We start from the raw sequence: 15,740 nt of genomic DNA on the forward strand, positions 1-15,740 counted from the left end.
CCGCGAATGCCTCACCGACGCCATCGAACGCGGCGAAAAGTGGGCCGTGCGAGCGGGACTCGACTTCGCCGTCCCCTCGCAGCGGCGCCGCGCCGCCGAGCTCGTCGGCGGCACACCACCCGACAGCCGGGCGCAGGCGAGCTTCACTCGCCGTCAGCTCCGCCGCGCCGAACGCGTCGAGATCGACGGGAAGATGGTCCACCCCCAGGCCGACCACGGCACCATCCACGGCTACAAAACCTACGAATGCCGTTGCACCCCATGCAGCGATGCCAACAGCAGGCTCGTGCAGCTCCAACGCGCAGCGAGCCGCGCCGCGCTTGACGCCCGAGCCCATGCTCTTCGACCCGCCGCCGCCCGAACCCCGCTACTGCTGGGTCTGCGAACGCACCCTCGTCCCGCCGCCCGTGTGCGGCACCCACTGCCACCAGGAGGACACACCATGACCATGACCGAGCCCCGCGAGTTCCGGAAGCGCCCCGTCGTCATCGAAGCGATGCAGATGCCCGAGGACGCCGATCCGCCTGCATCACACGCGGTCTACCTGTGGGTCGAGAGCAACACCGCCGGGTCGTTCGAGCCGCTCGCCGTCATCGAAGGGCGCAAGGCGTGCCCGGCCAGCGGTGTCAGCCTCGACCCTCGCGACGGCCGCATGATCATCTCGACTCTCGAAGGTCTGCACTGGGTCGATCTCGGCGACTGGGTGATCCGAGGCGTCGCCGGAGAGTTCTATCCGTGCAAGCCCGACATCTTCGCCGCGACGTACGACGCGGTGCCGGCATGAAGACTCAGGAGCAGCTCGAGGCCCGCCTACGAGTGGCGCAGGACGCTCTCGCGGCAGCAACCACCGACGAGGATCGTGCGGTCTGGCGCGACGCAGTCGAAACCTGGGAATCGGTCATCGAGCTGAGGCGCGAGAAGGGCCTCTGGGAGGAGGGGCGATGACGGACATCGTGGACCAGATCGGCGCGCTCATCGATGAACAGCTCGATGCCGGCGAACCACGCACCGGCTTCGACTTCGGCGACCAGCAGTACCCGAAATGCGGGCACTGCGGGCGCGATTGGCACGGTCTCGCGATCACCGCGCGGATGGAGGAGATGCGGCGGTCCGGCGTGATGGACGCCGAATATCGGCACGCCGAGGATGACAGTGCCGTCCTCTGCCCCGGATCGGACTTCATCGGCCCAATGCCAGCCCCCACGCAGCGTGAGCCGCATCGGTGGCCCGTCGTCGACCTCGACGCCTACCTCCGCGGAGTCGTTGGCATCTATCAGGAGTGGTTGTCGATCGGCACGGGCACTCCGCCCGCCCGCTATGTACTCGGCGGCGACGACATGATCGAGGGGGCGGCGGAGCTGCACACCGCCCGAGTCGGCGAAGCCCTGCCCTTGAATCCCAATCGCCGCGGCACCTTCGTCCCGATGGGACGCCTGGTGGCCGGCGACCGGATCGTCATCGAGATCGGTGGTCGCCTTCGCGAGGCGGTCGTTGTCGACGTCGTCGAGCGGGGCGGAGAGGTCGAATTCGTCACCGAGGACCCGAGCTACAGCTCGTATGCGGCGCACCTCGCACGTCTCCGAGACGCCACAGGTTTCCGAGGCGCCGCGCGGAGAGCCACGTCGGCCCTGTCCCGGTTCGCAGCCTCCCTCGCCGCCGCCGCACGCCCGCAGGATCCGCCGGAGCTGCCGGCGGTCCCGCAGCCGAGCACCGAACCGCCGATGTGGGCGAACGACCCGACGCGCACGCGCCGCGGCCGTACGCGGCGATCGAGTAGGCGCGTCCGGTGACCCCGGGTGTTTCCGGGCGTGGCCCACCACTGTCCCGGGCCTTTCTTCATTCGACGACGCGACACGAGAAGGACACCCGACGATGACGACGACACTGCACCCGAGCACGGCTCTGGCTGGTGGTGTGCAGTGACGTGGATTCGGTGGGGAGACACCGCAGCGAACCACCCGATCGTGCTCAACGTCCTCGAGCACGAAGACTGCGACGAGCGACTCGTCAACGAGGTGATGGGCTTCATCAGCCGATGCGCCTCGCAGGCCGGCGCACACAAGACCGACTATGTGATTACCCGTGGTACAGCGGTTCTGATCGCTGGTCAGTCTCGTGTGGACGCCCTCCTCGCCGTCTCACTCTTCGCTGGCTTCCTCACCGAAGTCACGCTCGACGACGCCCGCCGCGCGTACAAGCTGGTCGACGACGACCACGAGTTCGTGCATATCCGGCTGCGCGAGGAGATCGAGTGGGAACAGCAGCGCCGCAAGGACAACTCCAACTATGCGTTGGTCGTCCCCGTGCGGTATCGCGACGGTGACGCATGCCGCTGGTGCGGTCGGATCGTGGACTGGAAAGCGCGCAAATCCGCGCGCTCCGGCACCTACGACCACCTCATTGCAGGCCAGGCCGCGACCGTCGACACGTACGTCGTTGCGTGCGTGTCCTGCAACTCGTCCCGCAAGGACGGCTCCCGTCCCCGCGGCATCGAGACGCTGCAGGGTGTCCCCGAAGCCCCGTACTACTCGCTGCACACGATCGAGTGGCTCGAAGGCTGCGACTGGCGCAAACGCAACGGGCTCCCCGTCCCGCCGAAGCCCCGCCGCAGGCTCCTGCCCGGTGATCTCGCTCCCGGAATGACCGACCGACCCACCGCGCCCGCAGACGATCGACCCGACAGCCCGTCGGGGAACGACACCGAGGACCTGGACACCGCCCCGGCGGCTCGACCTGCCTCACCTGCACCGCGAACCGACAGCCAGTCGGTGCACGCACCCGCGCACCCGCGACCCGGCAACCAGCCGGAGCACGCACGAAACACCGGTCGACCAGCCGAAACGAGCGACCAGCGGAACTCCAGCGGAATTCCAGCGGAACCAGCAGAACGCGAGGGTACGGAATCCGTCTCGACTGGTCGGGACGGGTCGGGTCGGGTCGGGTCGGGTTCCGAACCCAACCCCGTCCCCAACCGAGGGTCCGCGTCTCAGTCCTCCCCGTCCTCGAGGCGTTCCCGTGGACGTCGTCGTCGCCGATCCCGAACCCAGAACCCAGAACCCACAGCAGGGGAATCACTGATGGATGAGCTCACCAACCCTGATCTCGACCGGCTCGATCAGCGGGCGCTGCAGATCACCGCTGTCGTGCACGGCGAAGGATCCGTCGCCGACATCGCGCAGCTCACCCGCGACCTCGACCGCCGCGACCTCATCGCCGTGGTCATCTCGCTCGCCGCGCTCGTCGACATCGACCGGACGCCGCCCGAGATCCTCGACTGGATGGACCGGGCCGCACCCCGCATCGCCGGGCGCGCGGCATGACGCGGCGACTGTGTGCGGCAGGCGGGTCGTGCCGACTCGCCCGCTATGGCCCGCACACCACGATCGACGGATGGCTGCCCGCCGAGGCCGGCCCCGGCTCGACGCTCTGCGCGCTCGATCACTCCGACGTCGCGGCCGCGGTCGCCGGCCTGTGGCACGTGCACCTCGGTCTGCTGCGGATGATCCGCGAGACCTCCCGGATCAGCGCCGAGATCCGCACGCCGTCACCGGCCCCGCCGATCCCGATCAACGTGCACGCCGAAGCGATGACCGAGGAGATCGAACGTCGGGTACGTGAGTGCGCCGAGCTCGTGCTCGACGCACTCGACGAGGACCCGGCGTCGGCGCGGACTCTGCCCGCCCGGATCGAGGTCCTCGAAGAGCATCTCGACGAGCTCGTGACACTGCCGGCCTCGTGGGTGGTGACGTTCGGCCGCGACGGCCGGCGCACCGGGTTCGAGGTCGACGGACCGATGCTCTCGCTCGCGCTCGTCGACCTGCACCGCCGCGGCCGCACGGCGGCGGGTCTGACGGTGCAGCGGGAGCGGATGCCGCTGCCGTGCCCGCGCTGCGAGCGGCGCTGCCTCGGCCGCGACATCGGCACCGACCGTGTCGACTGCACCGCATGCCGCGGTGAGTGGACGCTCGACGGCTACCGGCAACTGACCGTGATCGGCGCGGCGGCCGCGGGGAAGGCGGCGACCCGATGACCCGTCCGTGGCCGTTCCCCGGCGACAGCCAGCTCGACATCGCGCGGCGCCTGGCGCTCGCCTACCGCGCTGCTCTGGCCGAGCGCGACCCCGCGGCGTGCCGGGCCCTCGACGCCGAGGCCGCCGACTTCGGGCAGTCCTGGACGGTGCCGCAGACGATGACCGTCGACGAGGACGACCTCGTGACGGCGGGCGAGGCCGCCGACCTGGTCGGGGTGACCGCGGCGACGGTCTACCAGTGGGCGCACCGCGGCTACATCGAGCGGCGCACCGGGACCGACGGCCGCACCCGCTACCGCGTCGGCGACGTCCTCGATCACCTCGCCGCGACACGCCGTCGACGTGCACAATCACCGCCGGTTGGACAGTCCCGAGTCTGACGCGTTAAAGTTCTGCCACTGGCCGACGTGACTTCACAGCACGTCGGCCTTCGTGGTTCCAGGGCCGATCGAGCCCACCGTCGCCGTACCGATGGAGGTGCCGACGATGGCGTTCCGATCGGGTGGACCGAGCCGAACCGGCACGACCGAGCACCGCCGATGGGCGAGGCAGGTCAAGGCCCGCGACCGATGGCGGTGCCGGCGCTGCGGCTTCCAGGGCTCGGCCACCGCGAAGCCGGCCGACGTCGAAGCCGACCACGTGATCCCGATCGCCGAGGGCGGCGCCGAGTTCGACCTCGCGAACGGGCAGACGCTCTGCCGGCGGTGCCACCGCGCGAAGACCGAGGCCGAAGCAGCCCGCGGGCGTGCCGCACGCAGCCCGCGCCGGCCGCGCCCGGTCCACCCGTCGCGCCGGGCGCGCCCGGCCGGAGGGCCGGCGGGGGCACCACCCCCTCCCCCCGCCACAGGCGGCCACTGAGGGCATAGGGCACGCCGTTGTGTACGGGTTTTAGGGTTTTTCTCGCAGGTCAGGACGTGTTTTCGGGGTCGCTCCCGCAGTCGCTCGCTCGCGCGTTTTCGGCCGCGTCGAGGGTTTTTCGGTGCCCGCCAGGACGGGCCGTCACAGAGCAACTGAGACGCCCTCTCGCGAGAGGCATTGCACCGCAGCAGTATTCGTGAACGCGTTCCGGCCGTGCTCGCGCGGTCGACTGCGCGCGTGCCGGATCGTGCACAACTCGACAGACTTCGCGCCGTGGGGAAGCGGCGCGAACCACTCTTCCGTCCGTCAACGTCACCGCCGCGCCCGATCCGAGCACGGAGAACGGAATCGAAGCCCGCGCATGCCGGCACCCTGACCGACTCTCTGCGGGGTGCCCGGCGGACGTCGACGCGCGCGCTGCGGACGGAACCAACTCACCCGCGAGGAGGCCCCGATGGCACGCAGGTATCCCGAGATCGTGCGCGGCACGCCGGAGTACGACGAGGTCGCCCGGTTCGTGGTGCCCCGCTACAACGGGAAGCGCCGCGGGTTCGTGCTCGACGAGTCCGTCGAGCAGATCAGCGAGCGCTATCTCAAGGGCGACGTCGTCGTCCTCGACGACCGCGGCGATTTCGTCGTTCGTGGCGACGAGGTCGCCGCTCGCCGCCGGCGCATCCGCATCCCGTCCGACTCGTGGCTCGCCGACGCGCGCTGCCGCATCGCGTAGGAGCGGACGGTGGGTTCGCGAGGTCCGGCCCCGAAGCGCTCGGACGCGGTGACACGGCGGAACAAGACGGACGAGGCCGGTGTCGCGACGAAGAAGGTTGCGGCCGGCGCTCGGGTGAAGCCGCCGGCCGAGGATCGGTCGTGGCATCCGGTGATCAAGGCGTGGTTCCGCTCGCTCAAGCAGTCCGGCCAATCGAAATTCTACGAGGCGTCCGACTGGCAGGCGGCGCGTCTGACGGCGTTCTACGCCTCGAAGGTCATCAAGGCCGCCGAGGACGAGGGAAAGCCGCTACGCGCCGCGAGCATGGACCAGATCTGGAAGATGATGGCCGACCTGATGACCACCGAGACCGCGCGTCGTCGTGCGCGTGTCGAGCTGGTGCGCGCTGCGGACGGTCCCGCCGAGGACGAGGGCGCGGAGGTCATCGACATTGGACGCTTCCAGCAGGACTACGGATGAGTTCGTCGGTGCGGAGGACATGCCGCCGGGCTACTACGTCGGCCCGGACGAGGCCGATCATGGCGCGTGGCTGACGCTGCCGTGGCCTGGCGACCCGACGCTGCCCTGGGGGCACCCTGAGCGGCTCGAGCTGCTGCCGCTCTCGCTCGGCCCGGGTCTGATCCGGTGGGCCGAGAAGTGGCTGCTGCACCCGCTCACCGGTGCGCCGTGGCGGTTCACCGTGGGGCAGAAGCGGTTCCTGCACATGTGGTACGCGTTCGACCCCGTGTCGGGGCGGTGGCTGTACCGCTCGGGCGTCAAGCGCGGCGCGAAGGGCACCGGCAAGGACCCGTTCGCGGCCTCGCTCTCGATGTGCGAGCTGTGCGGGCCCGTGCATCTGTACGACATCGACGGCGATCGGGTGATCGCGCGCCGGCATCGCATCTCGCTCGTGCAGATCGGCGCCAACAGCCAGGACCAGGCGAAGAAGGTCCTCGCCGTCTCGACGGCGATGGTCTCGAAGCGGATGAAGGCCGCATACGCGCTCGACACCGGCATCACGCGGATGATGACCGGGTCCGGCTCGAAGATCGAGCTGCTCAAGGCGTCGCTGAAATCGACCGAGGGTGACCCGCCGACGGCGCTGTTCCTCAACGAGTCGCACCACATGCTCGCCTCGAACGGCGGGCACGCGATCGCTGCCGTGGCACGCCGCAACATCGGCAAGTCGCCGAAGGAGATCGGTGCGCGGCTGCTCGAGTTCACCAACGCACACCACCAGGGCATGGAGTCCGTCGCCGAGCTGTCATACCTGGCGTGGCAGTCGCAGATCTCGACCGAGGGCCGCAAGCGAGACATCCTGTACGACTCGCGTGAGGCGCCGCCGGGGCTGAACATCTTCGACGACGAGCAGGCGATGGCCGGGCTGCGCGCGGCGTACTCCGATGCGCCGTGGGCGGACCTCGAGCGGCTGCGCGACGAGGCGCAGGACGAACGCACCGCGCCGTCGGACACCATCCGCTTCTACATGAACGGATTGGCGACCGCGGAGGACGCGTGGATCGATCCGGGCAACTTCGCGTCGATGATCCGCAACCTCACCGTCGAGGACGGCGAGAAGATCGCGATGTTCCTGGATTGCTCGAAATCCGGTGACGCGACGGCCCTGTCGGCCTGCAGGCTCTCGGACGGGCATGTCATGTCGCTCGGCTGCTGGCAGCCGCCGCGCGGGGCGCCGGAGGGCTGGCTCGCACCGCGCGAGGAGGTCGGCGCCGCCGCGCGTGAGGCACTCGAGCGGTACCGGGTGGTGTGGTTCGGGATCGATCCGTCGCCGGCCGAGGACGACGACACCGAGACGCTGTACTGGATGCCGACGATCGACGGCATCCACCGCGACTACCGCCGCGAACTGCGCCTGTGGGCAACCCCAGGGGCTCAAGGGCATTCGGTGCTGTTCGATATGAGGCTGTCGCAGCAGGGCGCGGTGAACCGCAACCGGTTGTTCACGCAGACGGCGATGCAGACCGCCCTCGACATCGACGGTGACGTCGAGACGATGACGCGCCCGGACGAGCCGGTGTTCACCCACGACGGCGACCCGACGCTGCTGCGGCACGTCTACAACGCGCGCCGGCGCCCGAACAAGTGGGGCGTGACGCTCGGCAAGGTCAACCGGTCCTCGCGTAAACGCGTGGACTACGCGGTCACGATGGTCGGCGCGCGGATGGGCCGGCGGATCGCACTCAACGCGGGGATCTCCGCCAGCAGCTCGTCGAGCAAGGTGCTGGTGCTGCCCTGACCCGGAACCAGGAAAGGCGGTGTCATGCACGCGTCGATCCCGATTCGCGGTCAGGCCGGCACGACGGCAGCAGTGATCGATATGCCCACCGACGTCGCGGGTTTCGATCACGACGAGCAGAACCTGTTCGACGAGCTGCTGCGTCAGTACTTCGCGAAGCTGCCGCGCAACCGGATTCGGCAGCAGTACTTCGACGCGAAGAACGCGTTCAAGGACCTCGGGATCGCGATCCCGCCGGACCTGGTCAACATCGGCACCGTCCTCGGGTGGCCGGCCAAGGCCGTCGACGGCCTCGCGCGGCGCAACAAGATGGACGGGTTCGTCATCCCGGGCACGACGTCCGAGGACATCGGGATCGATGAGATCTGGGACGCGAACAACATGGAGATCGAAGTGCCGCAGGTTCACACCTCGGCGTACACGCACTCCTGTGCGTTCGTGACCGTGGTCGAGGGCGACACGCAATCCGGCGAGCCCGACGTCGTCATCTCGCCGCGCTCGGCGCTCGACGGCACCGGCCTGTGGGACACGCGCCGCCGGCAGCTCAAGGCGTTCCTCGCGATCGTCGACGTCGACGATGCGGGCCGCCCGTCGCTGCTGCTGATGTACACCCCCGATCGGGTGATCCACATCGAGCGGTACACGCTCGGCTGGCGGATCGAGCGGCGCCGGCACCGGCTCGGCCGCGTCCCGGTCGAGGTCCTCGTGCACGGTCCACATCTCAAGCGCCCGTTCGGGACGTCGCGGATCTCGCGGCCGGTGATGTCGATCACCGACTCGGCGCTGCGGACTGCGGTGCGCATGGAGGTCCATGCGGAGTTCTTCTCCTCGCCGCAGCGGTGGGCGATGGGTGCGGACGAGTCGGCGTTCGTCGACCCCGCGACCGGTGAGCTGAAATCGCAGTGGCAGGCCATCATGGGCCGCATCTGGGCGATCGGCCGAGACGACCAGGGAAACGTCCCGCAGGTCGGCACGTTCGCGTCATCGTCGCCGCAGCCGCACTCCGACCAGCTGCGCACCTACGCGACGATGTTCTCCGGCGAGACGAGCATCCCGGTCGGCTCTCTCGGTGTCGTGCAGGACAATCCGTCGTCGGCCGAAGCGATCCACGCCGCGAAGGAAGACCTGCTGATCGAGGCGGACTACTGCAACCGCGTGTTCGGCGTCGGCTGGCGCCGGATCGCAACCACCGCGCTGCAGCTCGCCGAGCGCCGCACCGAGCCGCGCCCCGAGTGGCGCAAGCTCCGCGCGAAGTGGCGCAACCCGGCGACGATGTCGCAGCAGTCGATGGCGATCGCCGGCCGACAGTACGTCGAGACGTTCCCGTGGCTCGCCGAGACCGAGGTCGGCCTCGAGCTCGCCGGTCTCGACGAGACGATGGTCGCCCGCGCGATGGCCGAGCAGCGCCGCACCCGCGCGACGTCGACCACGCGTGAGCGTCTGCGCGAGCTCGCCGCCGAACGCGCGGCCGACCCGACCGTGCAGGACCTGGCCGACCAGCGTGAGCCGGCGGCCGACGTCCCGGAGGCACTGCAGGACAGGTGAGGTGGTGTCGCCGATGCCCGTCTCGCTGACCGAGCGCCGCGAGTTCCTCGACGACCTGAACCGTCTCGCCGTCGCCGACATCGTCGACCTGTGGCGTGATGCGAGCGGCCTCGATCTGTCCTCGCCGCAGTTCCGGCAGGTGATGATCGACAACGTTCCGGAGCTGATCGTCCCGTCGATGGCGACGGCAGCCGATCACGCCGCGACCTGGTACGAGGACTCGGCGCCGGAGCTGTCGTTCACGGCGTCGCCGGCGGCGCTCGCACCGGCCGAGCAGCTCTCGGCATCGACGGCGTGGGCGCTGTACTCGAGCGGTGACGCCGCGCTGTCGCTGATGGCCGGGTTCACCGAGCGCGCGATCTTCGGCGCTGCCCGCGACACGATCACCGAGAACGTCTCGCGTGAGCGGGGATCGACGTGGGCGCGGCATGCGTCGGCGAATGCGTGCGGGTTCTGCCGCATGCTCGCCACGCGCGGCGCGGTCTACGCGTCCGAGGCCGCCGCGACGAGCGTCGTCGGACGCGGGCAGGCAATGACCCCCGCTGAGCGGCGTGCACGCGCGAGGGGCGACGTGAGGGGCCCGCGCGGGCGGGTCATGGCCGGCGGTGTCCGGTCTCGTGGTTCACGTCCGCTCGGTGAGCGGTTCCACGACAACTGCCGGTGCATGGCCGTCGAGGTCCGCCCCGGCCACTCCTACGAGCCGCCGCCGTACGTCGAGCAGTGGGAGCAGGACTACCGCGCAGCGACGCGTGAGACCGCGAAGACCGGTGAGCACGGCGCGATCGACCCGAACGCCGTTGCCGCTCACATGGACGCCTCGGAGCGTGCGCGGCGCCGCGCAGCGAGCGCGCCGGCGGCGCGGGCCGGGACCGGTGGACGGAAGCCTCCGACGCCGCCGCCCACGGGCGGGCAGGGCCTCGCGGTGCCGGGCCCCGAGGATCTGCCTCCGCTGCGGAGCAGGGCCGAGACCGGTGCGCCGTTCTTCGTCATCGACGAGCAGGCGCGCCGCCACATCCTCGACGGCGAACCTGACAAGCCGACGAAGGGCGGTCACCGCTTCGGGACAGGCCGACCGAACAAGACCGAGTTCCCGCAGGACTGGGACGACGACCGGATCATCGCGGCCGTGGAGGCCACGATCGAGGAGCATCACAGCGTGATCGCCAGCGGCGACTCCACGATCCGGCGCCGGGTCATCGACGACGTGATGATCACCGTCCGTAGCTACGAGGAGAACGGGCGCACGGTGTTCGTCCACGCCTACCCGGTCGGCGGCCGCGGCGTCGTCCGCAACGATCCCGCCACCGGCGAACGTGTCCCGGTGCCACTGGATCTCGAGCGCCTCTACAGGCCGTGACTGGAACGCCGATCGAGGTAAGCTGACGCCATGGCCGGGTACGTACCAGACGAAGACGAGCGAATCGCTGCGGCGATCGCCGATCTCGTCGCGCCCCTGCACACGGCGCGCGTGGGGTTTCGCGAAGAGCTGCAGGACATCATCGAGCTCGAGGATCCGTCCGAGGCGATCGCGGTGGCGATCTCCGAGGTGGCGATCAAGGGCGTCGCGATACCGGCCGAAGTGAAGGGCCTCGTCGAGAAGTTCTTCACGCTGCCGCCGTGGAACGCCGACGACGAGGTCGAGACTCGCCAACGTCGGCGCGTGTTCGGCTGGCTGGACAAGGTCGAGTTCGACCCCGCGTAGACCCGCCTGTCACCACTGCACCCCGTAAGGGCCCCGTGAGCATCGCTCCGGGGCCCTTTCTCATGCCCGGACACCGCGTGTGTCCGGTCCCTGGTTCCCTCAGCGCCGCACGGCGCTGACCTATCCCGCACGGGAGTGATTCATCATGCGCAACACCACCATTCCGGTCCGGCTCGTCCGGAGTGTTCCGACGGCGATCGGTCGGCCCGGCATGTCTGCCGCACGGCAGCATCCGCGCCGCGATCCCGAGGTGCACCCGAACCCGCCCGCACCGGACCCCGCACCCCCGACGCCCCCGGCGCCGCAGACGGACCCGCCCGCCGGCGGCGACTGGGCGTCGATGTTCGAGGGTGAGGACCCGCAGAAGGTCCGCGAAGCGCTCGACAACTCGCGGCGGTGGGAGACGCGCAGCAAGGAGAACTTCGACAAGGCGCAGAAGTGGGACGAGCTGCTCGCCAGCGTGAACGGCGACGGCGGCGAGAGCCCGCCCGATCCGTCGCAGCTCGCAACGGACCTGACGAGTGAACGCGGCCGCCGCACGGCGACCGAACGCGAGCTCGCCGTCTACAAGCTCGCGGGCGGGCTCGAAGCGAACGCGGCGGCGCTGACCGACTCGCGGTCGTTCATGGACGAGCTCGTGCAGCTCGACCCCGCGGCGTCCGACTTCACCGAGAAGGTGACCGAGGCGATCAAGGGCGCGGTGGCCCGCAATCCCGGATACGGCGCGACGCCGTCGGGTCTGGGCCTGAATGTGCCGGGCGCGGAACGGACCCCGTCCGACCCGCCGACTCTCGAAGCGCAGATCGCGGCCGCGACCGCGAAGGGCGATCACCGCACGGTGATGTCCCTCAAGTCGCAGCAGCTCGCGCAGACATCACAGAGCAAGTAACCCCTGCCCGGCCCGTCGTGGTCCGGGCACGACCTGAAAGGACCCGTCATGCCCGGAATCACTGGGATGGGTACGACCTACGGCCTGCCGAACTACGTGGGCGAACTGTTCGGACTGTCTCCCGAGGACACGCCGTTCCTGTCCGCGATCGGCGGACTGACCGGCGGCGAGGCCACCGGCTCGACGATCTTCACGTGGTCGGATTTCGACCTGCGTGACGCCGACGACGAGCGGCAGCGCACGGAAGGCGCGGACGCTCCGACCGCCGAGAACCGTGTCCGCAGCTCCGGTCACAACGTCCTCGAGATCCACCAGGAAGCCGTCTCGGTCTCCTACACGAAGCAGGGCGCGACCCGGCAGCTGTCGGGCTCGAACCCGATGCAGTCCGGCGCGCAGCCCGTCCACGACGAGCTGACCTGGCAGATCGAGCAGTCGATCAAGCAGGTCGCCCGCGACGTCGAGGCGTCGTTCATCACCGGCACCTACAACCTGCCGACGAGCAACTCGACGGCGCGCCGCACGCGCGGCATCCTGCAGGCGATCGAGACGAACGTCGTCACCAACGCCGAACCGGCGGCGCTGACGGCCGACATCGTCCTCGACCTGATGCAGCTCGCGTGGGAGAACGGCGGCATCCAGGAGTCCGAGACGCGGACGATCATCACCGGCGCGAAGCAGAAGCGCGCGCTGTCGAAGGCGTTCATCACGGACAAGAACTACCGCGAGGAGACCCGCAACGTCGGCGGCGTGAACCTGCAGACGATCGAGACCGACTTCGGTCGCTGCAACATCATGCTCGACCGGTACATGCCGGCCGATCAGATCGCGGTCGTCTCCCTCGAGGAGTGCGCGCCGCGGTTCCTCAACATCCCCGGCAAGGGTCACTTCTTCGTCGAGCCGCTCGCGAAGACCGGTGCGTCGGAGAAGGCGCAGATGTACGGCGAGATCGGGCTCAAGTACGGCAACGAGCTCAAGCACGCCAAGCTGACGGGCCTGGCCTGATGGCCGCGGTCTACTCGACCCGCTACAAGCACCTCGTCGTCGCCGATCTCGGTGTGGCGTTCGTCGACGGTGGGCCGGTCGAGATCGACGATCCCCGCACGCTCGAGCTGATCGCGCGGATCGACGGCATCGAGATCCACGATGCTCCGGACGTGCCCGCCCCGACTCGCGAACCCGCGCCGGCGCTCGCCGCCGACGAGGCCCAGGCGGACACCGACGCCGCGGCCGCGACGTCGGTGCCCGAGGGGACGCCGTCGGACGAGTGGACCGTGGCCGCGCTCGTCGCGTACGCGGACGAGGCCGGCATCGGGCTCGGTCAGTCCCGCAAGAAGGCGGACGTGCTCGCGGCGATCGCCGCGGCCGAGCAGTGATCGGAGGGAGCGGCCCGTGGCACCGGTGAAGATCGAACCCGCAGATCTGACGGCGTTCAACGACCTGCTCGACGAGCGCAAGGCGCGCGAGATGATCGTCGACGCAATGGCGCTCGCGTCGGCGCCGTGGGTCGCTCCCTGCATCTACGACGAGGACTTCGCGTATCCGGATCAGGCGAAGGCGATCATCCGCGGCGCGATCCTGCGGTGGGCCGACGCCGGCACCGGCGCGATCACCCAGCTCTCGGCCGGCTCGATCCAGCAGACCGTGGACAACCGCACCGAACGCAAACGCGTGTTCTGGCCGTCGGAGATCGTCGACCTGCAGCGGCTGTGCAAGGGCGCGCGTGCGGGCACCGCGTTCTCGATCGACACGCTCCCGCGGAGGTCGCCGTGACAGCAGCGTTCCCGTGCGTGCTCCCCGCGAGCCTGGCCCGCTACCTCGGGGAGTCGGGGCGCGACGACTACGGCAACGACGTCGAAGCGTGGGCGCCGTGGTCGCCGATCCGCGTGTTCGGGTGGGAGCCGGCGAAGTCGACCGAACCGGTCCTCGTCGGGCACGAGCGGATCGTGATCGCGGTGAAGCTCTACGCCCGCAAGGAGGATCGGATCGGCGAGCACGACCGGCTGATCCTCGAGGGGCGTGTCTACGACGTCGTCGGCGAGCCCGAGGACCCGAACAACAATCCGTGGTTCCAGCCGGGCCTGGTGACGGTCAACCTGCGACGAGTGGAGGGCTGATGCCGATCAAGGTGGTGCACCACATTCGCGGCTACCAGGAGCTTCGGCGGGCACCGGGTGTGCGGGCCGACCTCGAAGCTCGTGCGCGCCGCGTGTTCGAGGCGGTCGGTGGCGCGGCCGCCGGCTACGAGACGAGCTCGCGGCAGGGCGCAGCGCGGCCGCAGGGCCGGTGGCGCACGTCGGTCGCTGCGGTCTCGTGGCGTGCTCGTCGCGCCGAGGTGAAGCAGCAGCGGCTGCTGAGGGCGATCGATGCTGCGCGCGGGTGAGATCCGGCGGCCGGTGCCGGCCGTCAGGCTCGCGGTGAGCCTGCTCGGCGGGCTGCTCGATCCGATCCGTGTCGTCACGAAGGTCCCGAAGCAGCGGCCGTCGACGTTCGTGCGGGTCTCGCGGCTCGGCGGCGTCATGGACACCGTCAAGACCGATCGGCCGTTCCTGCTGTTCGAGTGCTGGGCCGAGGGCAGCGCGGAGTCGCTCGCGTGCGACGTCGTCGGCCTGCTGGTCGCCAATCAGTGGGAGTCGGTCGACGGGACCCGGCTCACGGGCTTCACGCAGGTGTCCTGCCACGACTATCCGGACCCGGACGTGCCCGATCAGTCCCGGTGGCAGGTCACCGGCACCCTCGGTATCGCCATCCGCTGACCTCCCGTTTCGTTCTTCTACCGCTCCGGAGCACCGGCGCGGCCATTCGACGCGTCCTCGTCCGGACGTATCTTTCTCGGGTCTCCCTCTCACTCACCGTGTTTCAACCTCTTTGAAGGGAGCCATGAGTCATGGCTGATCAGTCTCTCATCGCAACCGCGACACAGCGGCCCGGCGGCAAGGGCGTGTTCTATCGCGCCCCGCTCGGTACCGATGTTCCCGAGGATTCGGTCGTCGCGTTGCCTGCCGCGTGCAAGGACCACGGTTACGTCGGTGACTCCGGCATCGTGCAGTCCACCTCGCGCGACACCCAGAAGAAGAAGGCACTCGGCGGGGTGACCGTCAAGAACCTGCAGAACGACTACACGCAGACCTACCAGGTCACGCTGCTCGAGTCGAAGAACGCCGAGACGCTGCGCACCGTCGTCGGCGACGACAACGTCGAGGTCGACGCGAACGGCTACCCGATCAAGGTCACGCACACGAAGACGCAGCTGCCTGTGTCGATGTTCGTGATCGACACGATCGACGACGAGGGCCTGCTGCACCGCGACGTCATCGAACGCGGCCAGATCACCACGGTCGGTGATGTCACCAAGGTGCACACCGACACGATCTCGTACCAGATCACCATCGAGGTGTTCGAGACCGACGGCCACTTCACCATCGAGCTGCACGAGCCTCCGGAGACGCCCGCGGGCCTCGACGCCCCTGCCGATCCTGAACCCGAGCCGCCTACGGGCGGCGCGGGTTCGGGCGGCGGGGAGCTCGACACCGATCCCGACGCGGCACCCGATCCCGACGGTGTCTGACCCCGCGGCCGGCGCACACCACTGAGCGCCGGCTGCGTCTTGTTCCCGCCCGGTGAGCGTCACCGTGGGACCGGGGCCGCCCTCGCCGGGCGGGCTACGCCCCGGCCCAACCATCCCCGTTTCCCGTTCGACCGAAAGGCCCTGGTCCCCATGTCTGTCTTCGTTGTTCCCGCTTCCGGCGCCGACGT

General features: G+C 69.6%; 22 protein-coding genes. 21 read left to right on the top strand and 1 reads right to left on the bottom strand.

Features of this window, described 5'->3' with window-relative positions; all coding sequences use genetic code 11:
* On the bottom strand, positions 1-337 hold a 337-nt coding region (locus tag RR1_RS22460; RefSeq protein ID WP_169847074.1), incomplete at its 3' end, for a hypothetical protein.
* Positions 338-442: 105 nt separating this feature from the next.
* Here RR1_RS22460 and RR1_RS20500 point away from each other — a divergent pair.
* The 21 genes from RR1_RS20500 (at position 443) to RR1_RS20595 (ending at position 15,552) form a co-directional block, all read left to right on the top strand.
* A complete protein-coding gene (locus RR1_RS20500; protein ID WP_197736977.1) occupies positions 443-784 on the top strand; it encodes a hypothetical protein in 342 nt (113 codons plus the stop codon).
* The gene (locus RR1_RS22465) at positions 781-945 is read left to right on the top strand and encodes a hypothetical protein (RefSeq protein WP_010837406.1); all 165 of its coding nucleotides are present in this window, start codon (positions 781-783) and stop codon (positions 943-945) included. The genes RR1_RS20500 and RR1_RS22465 overlap by 4 nt, the downstream gene beginning before the upstream one ends.
* Positions 942-1,790 carry a hypothetical protein gene (locus RR1_RS20505; RefSeq protein ID WP_010837407.1) on the top strand — a complete coding sequence of 283 codons (849 nt, stop codon included), beginning with the start codon at positions 942-944 and terminating at the stop codon, positions 1,788-1,790. Before RR1_RS22465 ends, RR1_RS20505 begins: the two co-directional genes overlap by 4 nt.
* A 129-nt stretch (positions 1,791-1,919) precedes the next feature.
* Positions 1,920-3,320: a hypothetical protein gene (locus tag RR1_RS20510; RefSeq protein ID WP_010837408.1), complete on the top strand. Its 1,401-nt coding sequence runs from the start codon at positions 1,920-1,922 to the stop codon at positions 3,318-3,320.
* On the top strand, positions 3,317-4,030 hold the full coding sequence (locus RR1_RS20515; protein WP_010837409.1) for a hypothetical protein: 714 nt from the start codon (positions 3,317-3,319) through the stop codon (positions 4,028-4,030). The genes RR1_RS20510 and RR1_RS20515 overlap by 4 nt, the downstream gene beginning before the upstream one ends.
* Positions 4,027-4,410, top strand: coding sequence for a helix-turn-helix domain-containing protein (locus RR1_RS20520; protein WP_010837410.1), 384 nt, complete (start codon positions 4,027-4,029; stop codon positions 4,408-4,410). The genes RR1_RS20515 and RR1_RS20520 overlap by 4 nt, the downstream gene beginning before the upstream one ends.
* A gap of 106 nt (positions 4,411-4,516) precedes the next feature.
* The gene (locus tag RR1_RS20525; RefSeq protein ID WP_169847075.1) at positions 4,517-4,888 is read left to right on the top strand and encodes an HNH endonuclease; all 372 of its coding nucleotides are present in this window, start codon (positions 4,517-4,519) and stop codon (positions 4,886-4,888) included.
* Positions 4,889-5,342: 454 nt separating this feature from the next.
* A complete protein-coding gene (locus RR1_RS20530; protein ID WP_010837412.1) occupies positions 5,343-5,615 on the top strand; it encodes a hypothetical protein in 273 nt (90 codons plus the stop codon).
* Positions 5,616-5,624: 9 nt separating this feature from the next.
* Positions 5,625-6,074 carry a phage terminase small subunit gene (locus RR1_RS20535; RefSeq protein WP_143153972.1) on the top strand — a complete coding sequence of 150 codons (450 nt, stop codon included), beginning with the start codon at positions 5,625-5,627 and terminating at the stop codon, positions 6,072-6,074.
* A 19-nt stretch (positions 6,075-6,093) separates the two neighbouring features.
* A complete protein-coding gene (locus RR1_RS20540) occupies positions 6,094-7,851 on the top strand; it encodes a terminase large subunit domain-containing protein (RefSeq protein WP_010837414.1) in 1,758 nt (585 codons plus the stop codon).
* A gap of 24 nt (positions 7,852-7,875) precedes the next feature.
* Positions 7,876-9,396 (top strand): phage portal protein, encoded by a 1,521-nt coding sequence (locus RR1_RS20545; protein WP_010837415.1) that lies wholly within the window; start codon positions 7,876-7,878, stop codon positions 9,394-9,396.
* Between the two features lie 13 nt (positions 9,397-9,409).
* Positions 9,410-10,753 (top strand): VG15 protein, encoded by a 1,344-nt coding sequence (locus RR1_RS20550; protein ID WP_143153973.1) that lies wholly within the window; start codon positions 9,410-9,412, stop codon positions 10,751-10,753.
* Between the two features lie 30 nt (positions 10,754-10,783).
* Positions 10,784-11,098 (top strand): VHS/ENTH/ANTH domain-containing protein, encoded by a 315-nt coding sequence (locus RR1_RS20555; RefSeq protein WP_010837417.1) that lies wholly within the window; start codon positions 10,784-10,786, stop codon positions 11,096-11,098.
* Positions 11,099-11,243: 145 nt separating this feature from the next.
* Positions 11,244-11,987 (top strand): hypothetical protein, encoded by a 744-nt coding sequence (locus RR1_RS20560; RefSeq protein ID WP_010837418.1) that lies wholly within the window; start codon positions 11,244-11,246, stop codon positions 11,985-11,987.
* Positions 11,988-12,035: 48 nt separating this feature from the next.
* A complete protein-coding gene (locus RR1_RS20565) occupies positions 12,036-12,989 on the top strand; it encodes an SU10 major capsid protein (protein ID WP_010837419.1) in 954 nt (317 codons plus the stop codon).
* Positions 12,989-13,360, top strand: coding sequence for a hypothetical protein (locus tag RR1_RS20570; RefSeq protein WP_010837420.1), 372 nt, complete (start codon positions 12,989-12,991; stop codon positions 13,358-13,360). The genes RR1_RS20565 and RR1_RS20570 overlap by 1 nt, the downstream gene beginning before the upstream one ends.
* A 16-nt stretch (positions 13,361-13,376) precedes the next feature.
* On the top strand, positions 13,377-13,757 hold the full coding sequence (locus RR1_RS20575) for a hypothetical protein (protein WP_010837421.1): 381 nt from the start codon (positions 13,377-13,379) through the stop codon (positions 13,755-13,757).
* The gene (locus RR1_RS20580) at positions 13,754-14,101 is read left to right on the top strand and encodes a hypothetical protein (protein WP_040772501.1); all 348 of its coding nucleotides are present in this window, start codon (positions 13,754-13,756) and stop codon (positions 14,099-14,101) included. Before RR1_RS20575 ends, RR1_RS20580 begins: the two co-directional genes overlap by 4 nt.
* Positions 14,101-14,367, top strand: a complete 267-nt coding sequence (locus RR1_RS20585; RefSeq protein WP_010837423.1) for a hypothetical protein — start codon at positions 14,101-14,103, stop codon at positions 14,365-14,367. The genes RR1_RS20580 and RR1_RS20585 overlap by 1 nt, the downstream gene beginning before the upstream one ends.
* Entirely contained in the window at positions 14,351-14,740 is a 390-nt protein-coding gene (locus RR1_RS20590) for a hypothetical protein (RefSeq protein WP_010837424.1), read from the top strand. The genes RR1_RS20585 and RR1_RS20590 overlap by 17 nt, the downstream gene beginning before the upstream one ends.
* A gap of 131 nt (positions 14,741-14,871) precedes the next feature.
* The gene (locus RR1_RS20595) at positions 14,872-15,552 is read left to right on the top strand and encodes a phage tail tube protein (protein ID WP_010837425.1); all 681 of its coding nucleotides are present in this window, start codon (positions 14,872-14,874) and stop codon (positions 15,550-15,552) included.
* Positions 15,553-15,740 lie beyond the last annotated feature (188 nt).

Source organism: Rhodococcus rhodnii NBRC 100604 (genome assembly GCF_001894925.1).
Classification (GTDB): Bacteria; Actinomycetota; Actinomycetes; order Mycobacteriales; family Mycobacteriaceae; genus Rhodococcus_F; species Rhodococcus_F rhodnii.

What these genes read in the sequence shown, in the direction of transcription:
- RR1_RS20500 (WP_197736977.1), top strand. Translation starts at nt 443, where the DNA reads ATGACCATGACCGAGCCCCGCGAGTTCCGGAAGCGCCCCGTCGTCATC.
- RR1_RS22465 (WP_010837406.1), top strand. Translation starts at nt 781, where the DNA reads ATGAAGACTCAGGAGCAGCTCGAGGCCCGCCTACGAGTGGCGCAGGAC.
- RR1_RS20505 (WP_010837407.1), top strand. Translation starts at nt 942, where the DNA reads ATGACGGACATCGTGGACCAGATCGGCGCGCTCATCGATGAACAGCTC.
- RR1_RS20515 (WP_010837409.1), top strand. Translation starts at nt 3,317, where the DNA reads ATGACGCGGCGACTGTGTGCGGCAGGCGGGTCGTGCCGACTCGCCCGC.
- RR1_RS20520 (WP_010837410.1), top strand. Translation starts at nt 4,027, where the DNA reads ATGACCCGTCCGTGGCCGTTCCCCGGCGACAGCCAGCTCGACATCGCG.
- RR1_RS20525 (WP_169847075.1), top strand. Translation starts at nt 4,517, where the DNA reads ATGGCGTTCCGATCGGGTGGACCGAGCCGAACCGGCACGACCGAGCAC.
- RR1_RS20530 (WP_010837412.1), top strand. Translation starts at nt 5,343, where the DNA reads ATGGCACGCAGGTATCCCGAGATCGTGCGCGGCACGCCGGAGTACGAC.
- RR1_RS20540 (WP_010837414.1), top strand. Translation starts at nt 6,094, where the DNA reads ATGCCGCCGGGCTACTACGTCGGCCCGGACGAGGCCGATCATGGCGCG.
- RR1_RS20545 (WP_010837415.1), top strand. Translation starts at nt 7,876, where the DNA reads ATGCACGCGTCGATCCCGATTCGCGGTCAGGCCGGCACGACGGCAGCA.
- RR1_RS20550 (WP_143153973.1), top strand. Translation starts at nt 9,410, where the DNA reads ATGCCCGTCTCGCTGACCGAGCGCCGCGAGTTCCTCGACGACCTGAAC.
- RR1_RS20555 (WP_010837417.1), top strand. Translation starts at nt 10,784, where the DNA reads ATGGCCGGGTACGTACCAGACGAAGACGAGCGAATCGCTGCGGCGATC.
- RR1_RS20560 (WP_010837418.1), top strand. Translation starts at nt 11,244, where the DNA reads ATGCGCAACACCACCATTCCGGTCCGGCTCGTCCGGAGTGTTCCGACG.
- RR1_RS20565 (WP_010837419.1), top strand. Translation starts at nt 12,036, where the DNA reads ATGCCCGGAATCACTGGGATGGGTACGACCTACGGCCTGCCGAACTAC.
- RR1_RS20570 (WP_010837420.1), top strand. Translation starts at nt 12,989, where the DNA reads ATGGCCGCGGTCTACTCGACCCGCTACAAGCACCTCGTCGTCGCCGAT.
- RR1_RS20585 (WP_010837423.1), top strand. Translation starts at nt 14,101, where the DNA reads ATGCCGATCAAGGTGGTGCACCACATTCGCGGCTACCAGGAGCTTCGG.
- RR1_RS20590 (WP_010837424.1), top strand. Translation starts at nt 14,351, where the DNA reads ATGCTGCGCGCGGGTGAGATCCGGCGGCCGGTGCCGGCCGTCAGGCTC.
- RR1_RS20595 (WP_010837425.1), top strand. Translation starts at nt 14,872, where the DNA reads ATGGCTGATCAGTCTCTCATCGCAACCGCGACACAGCGGCCCGGCGGC.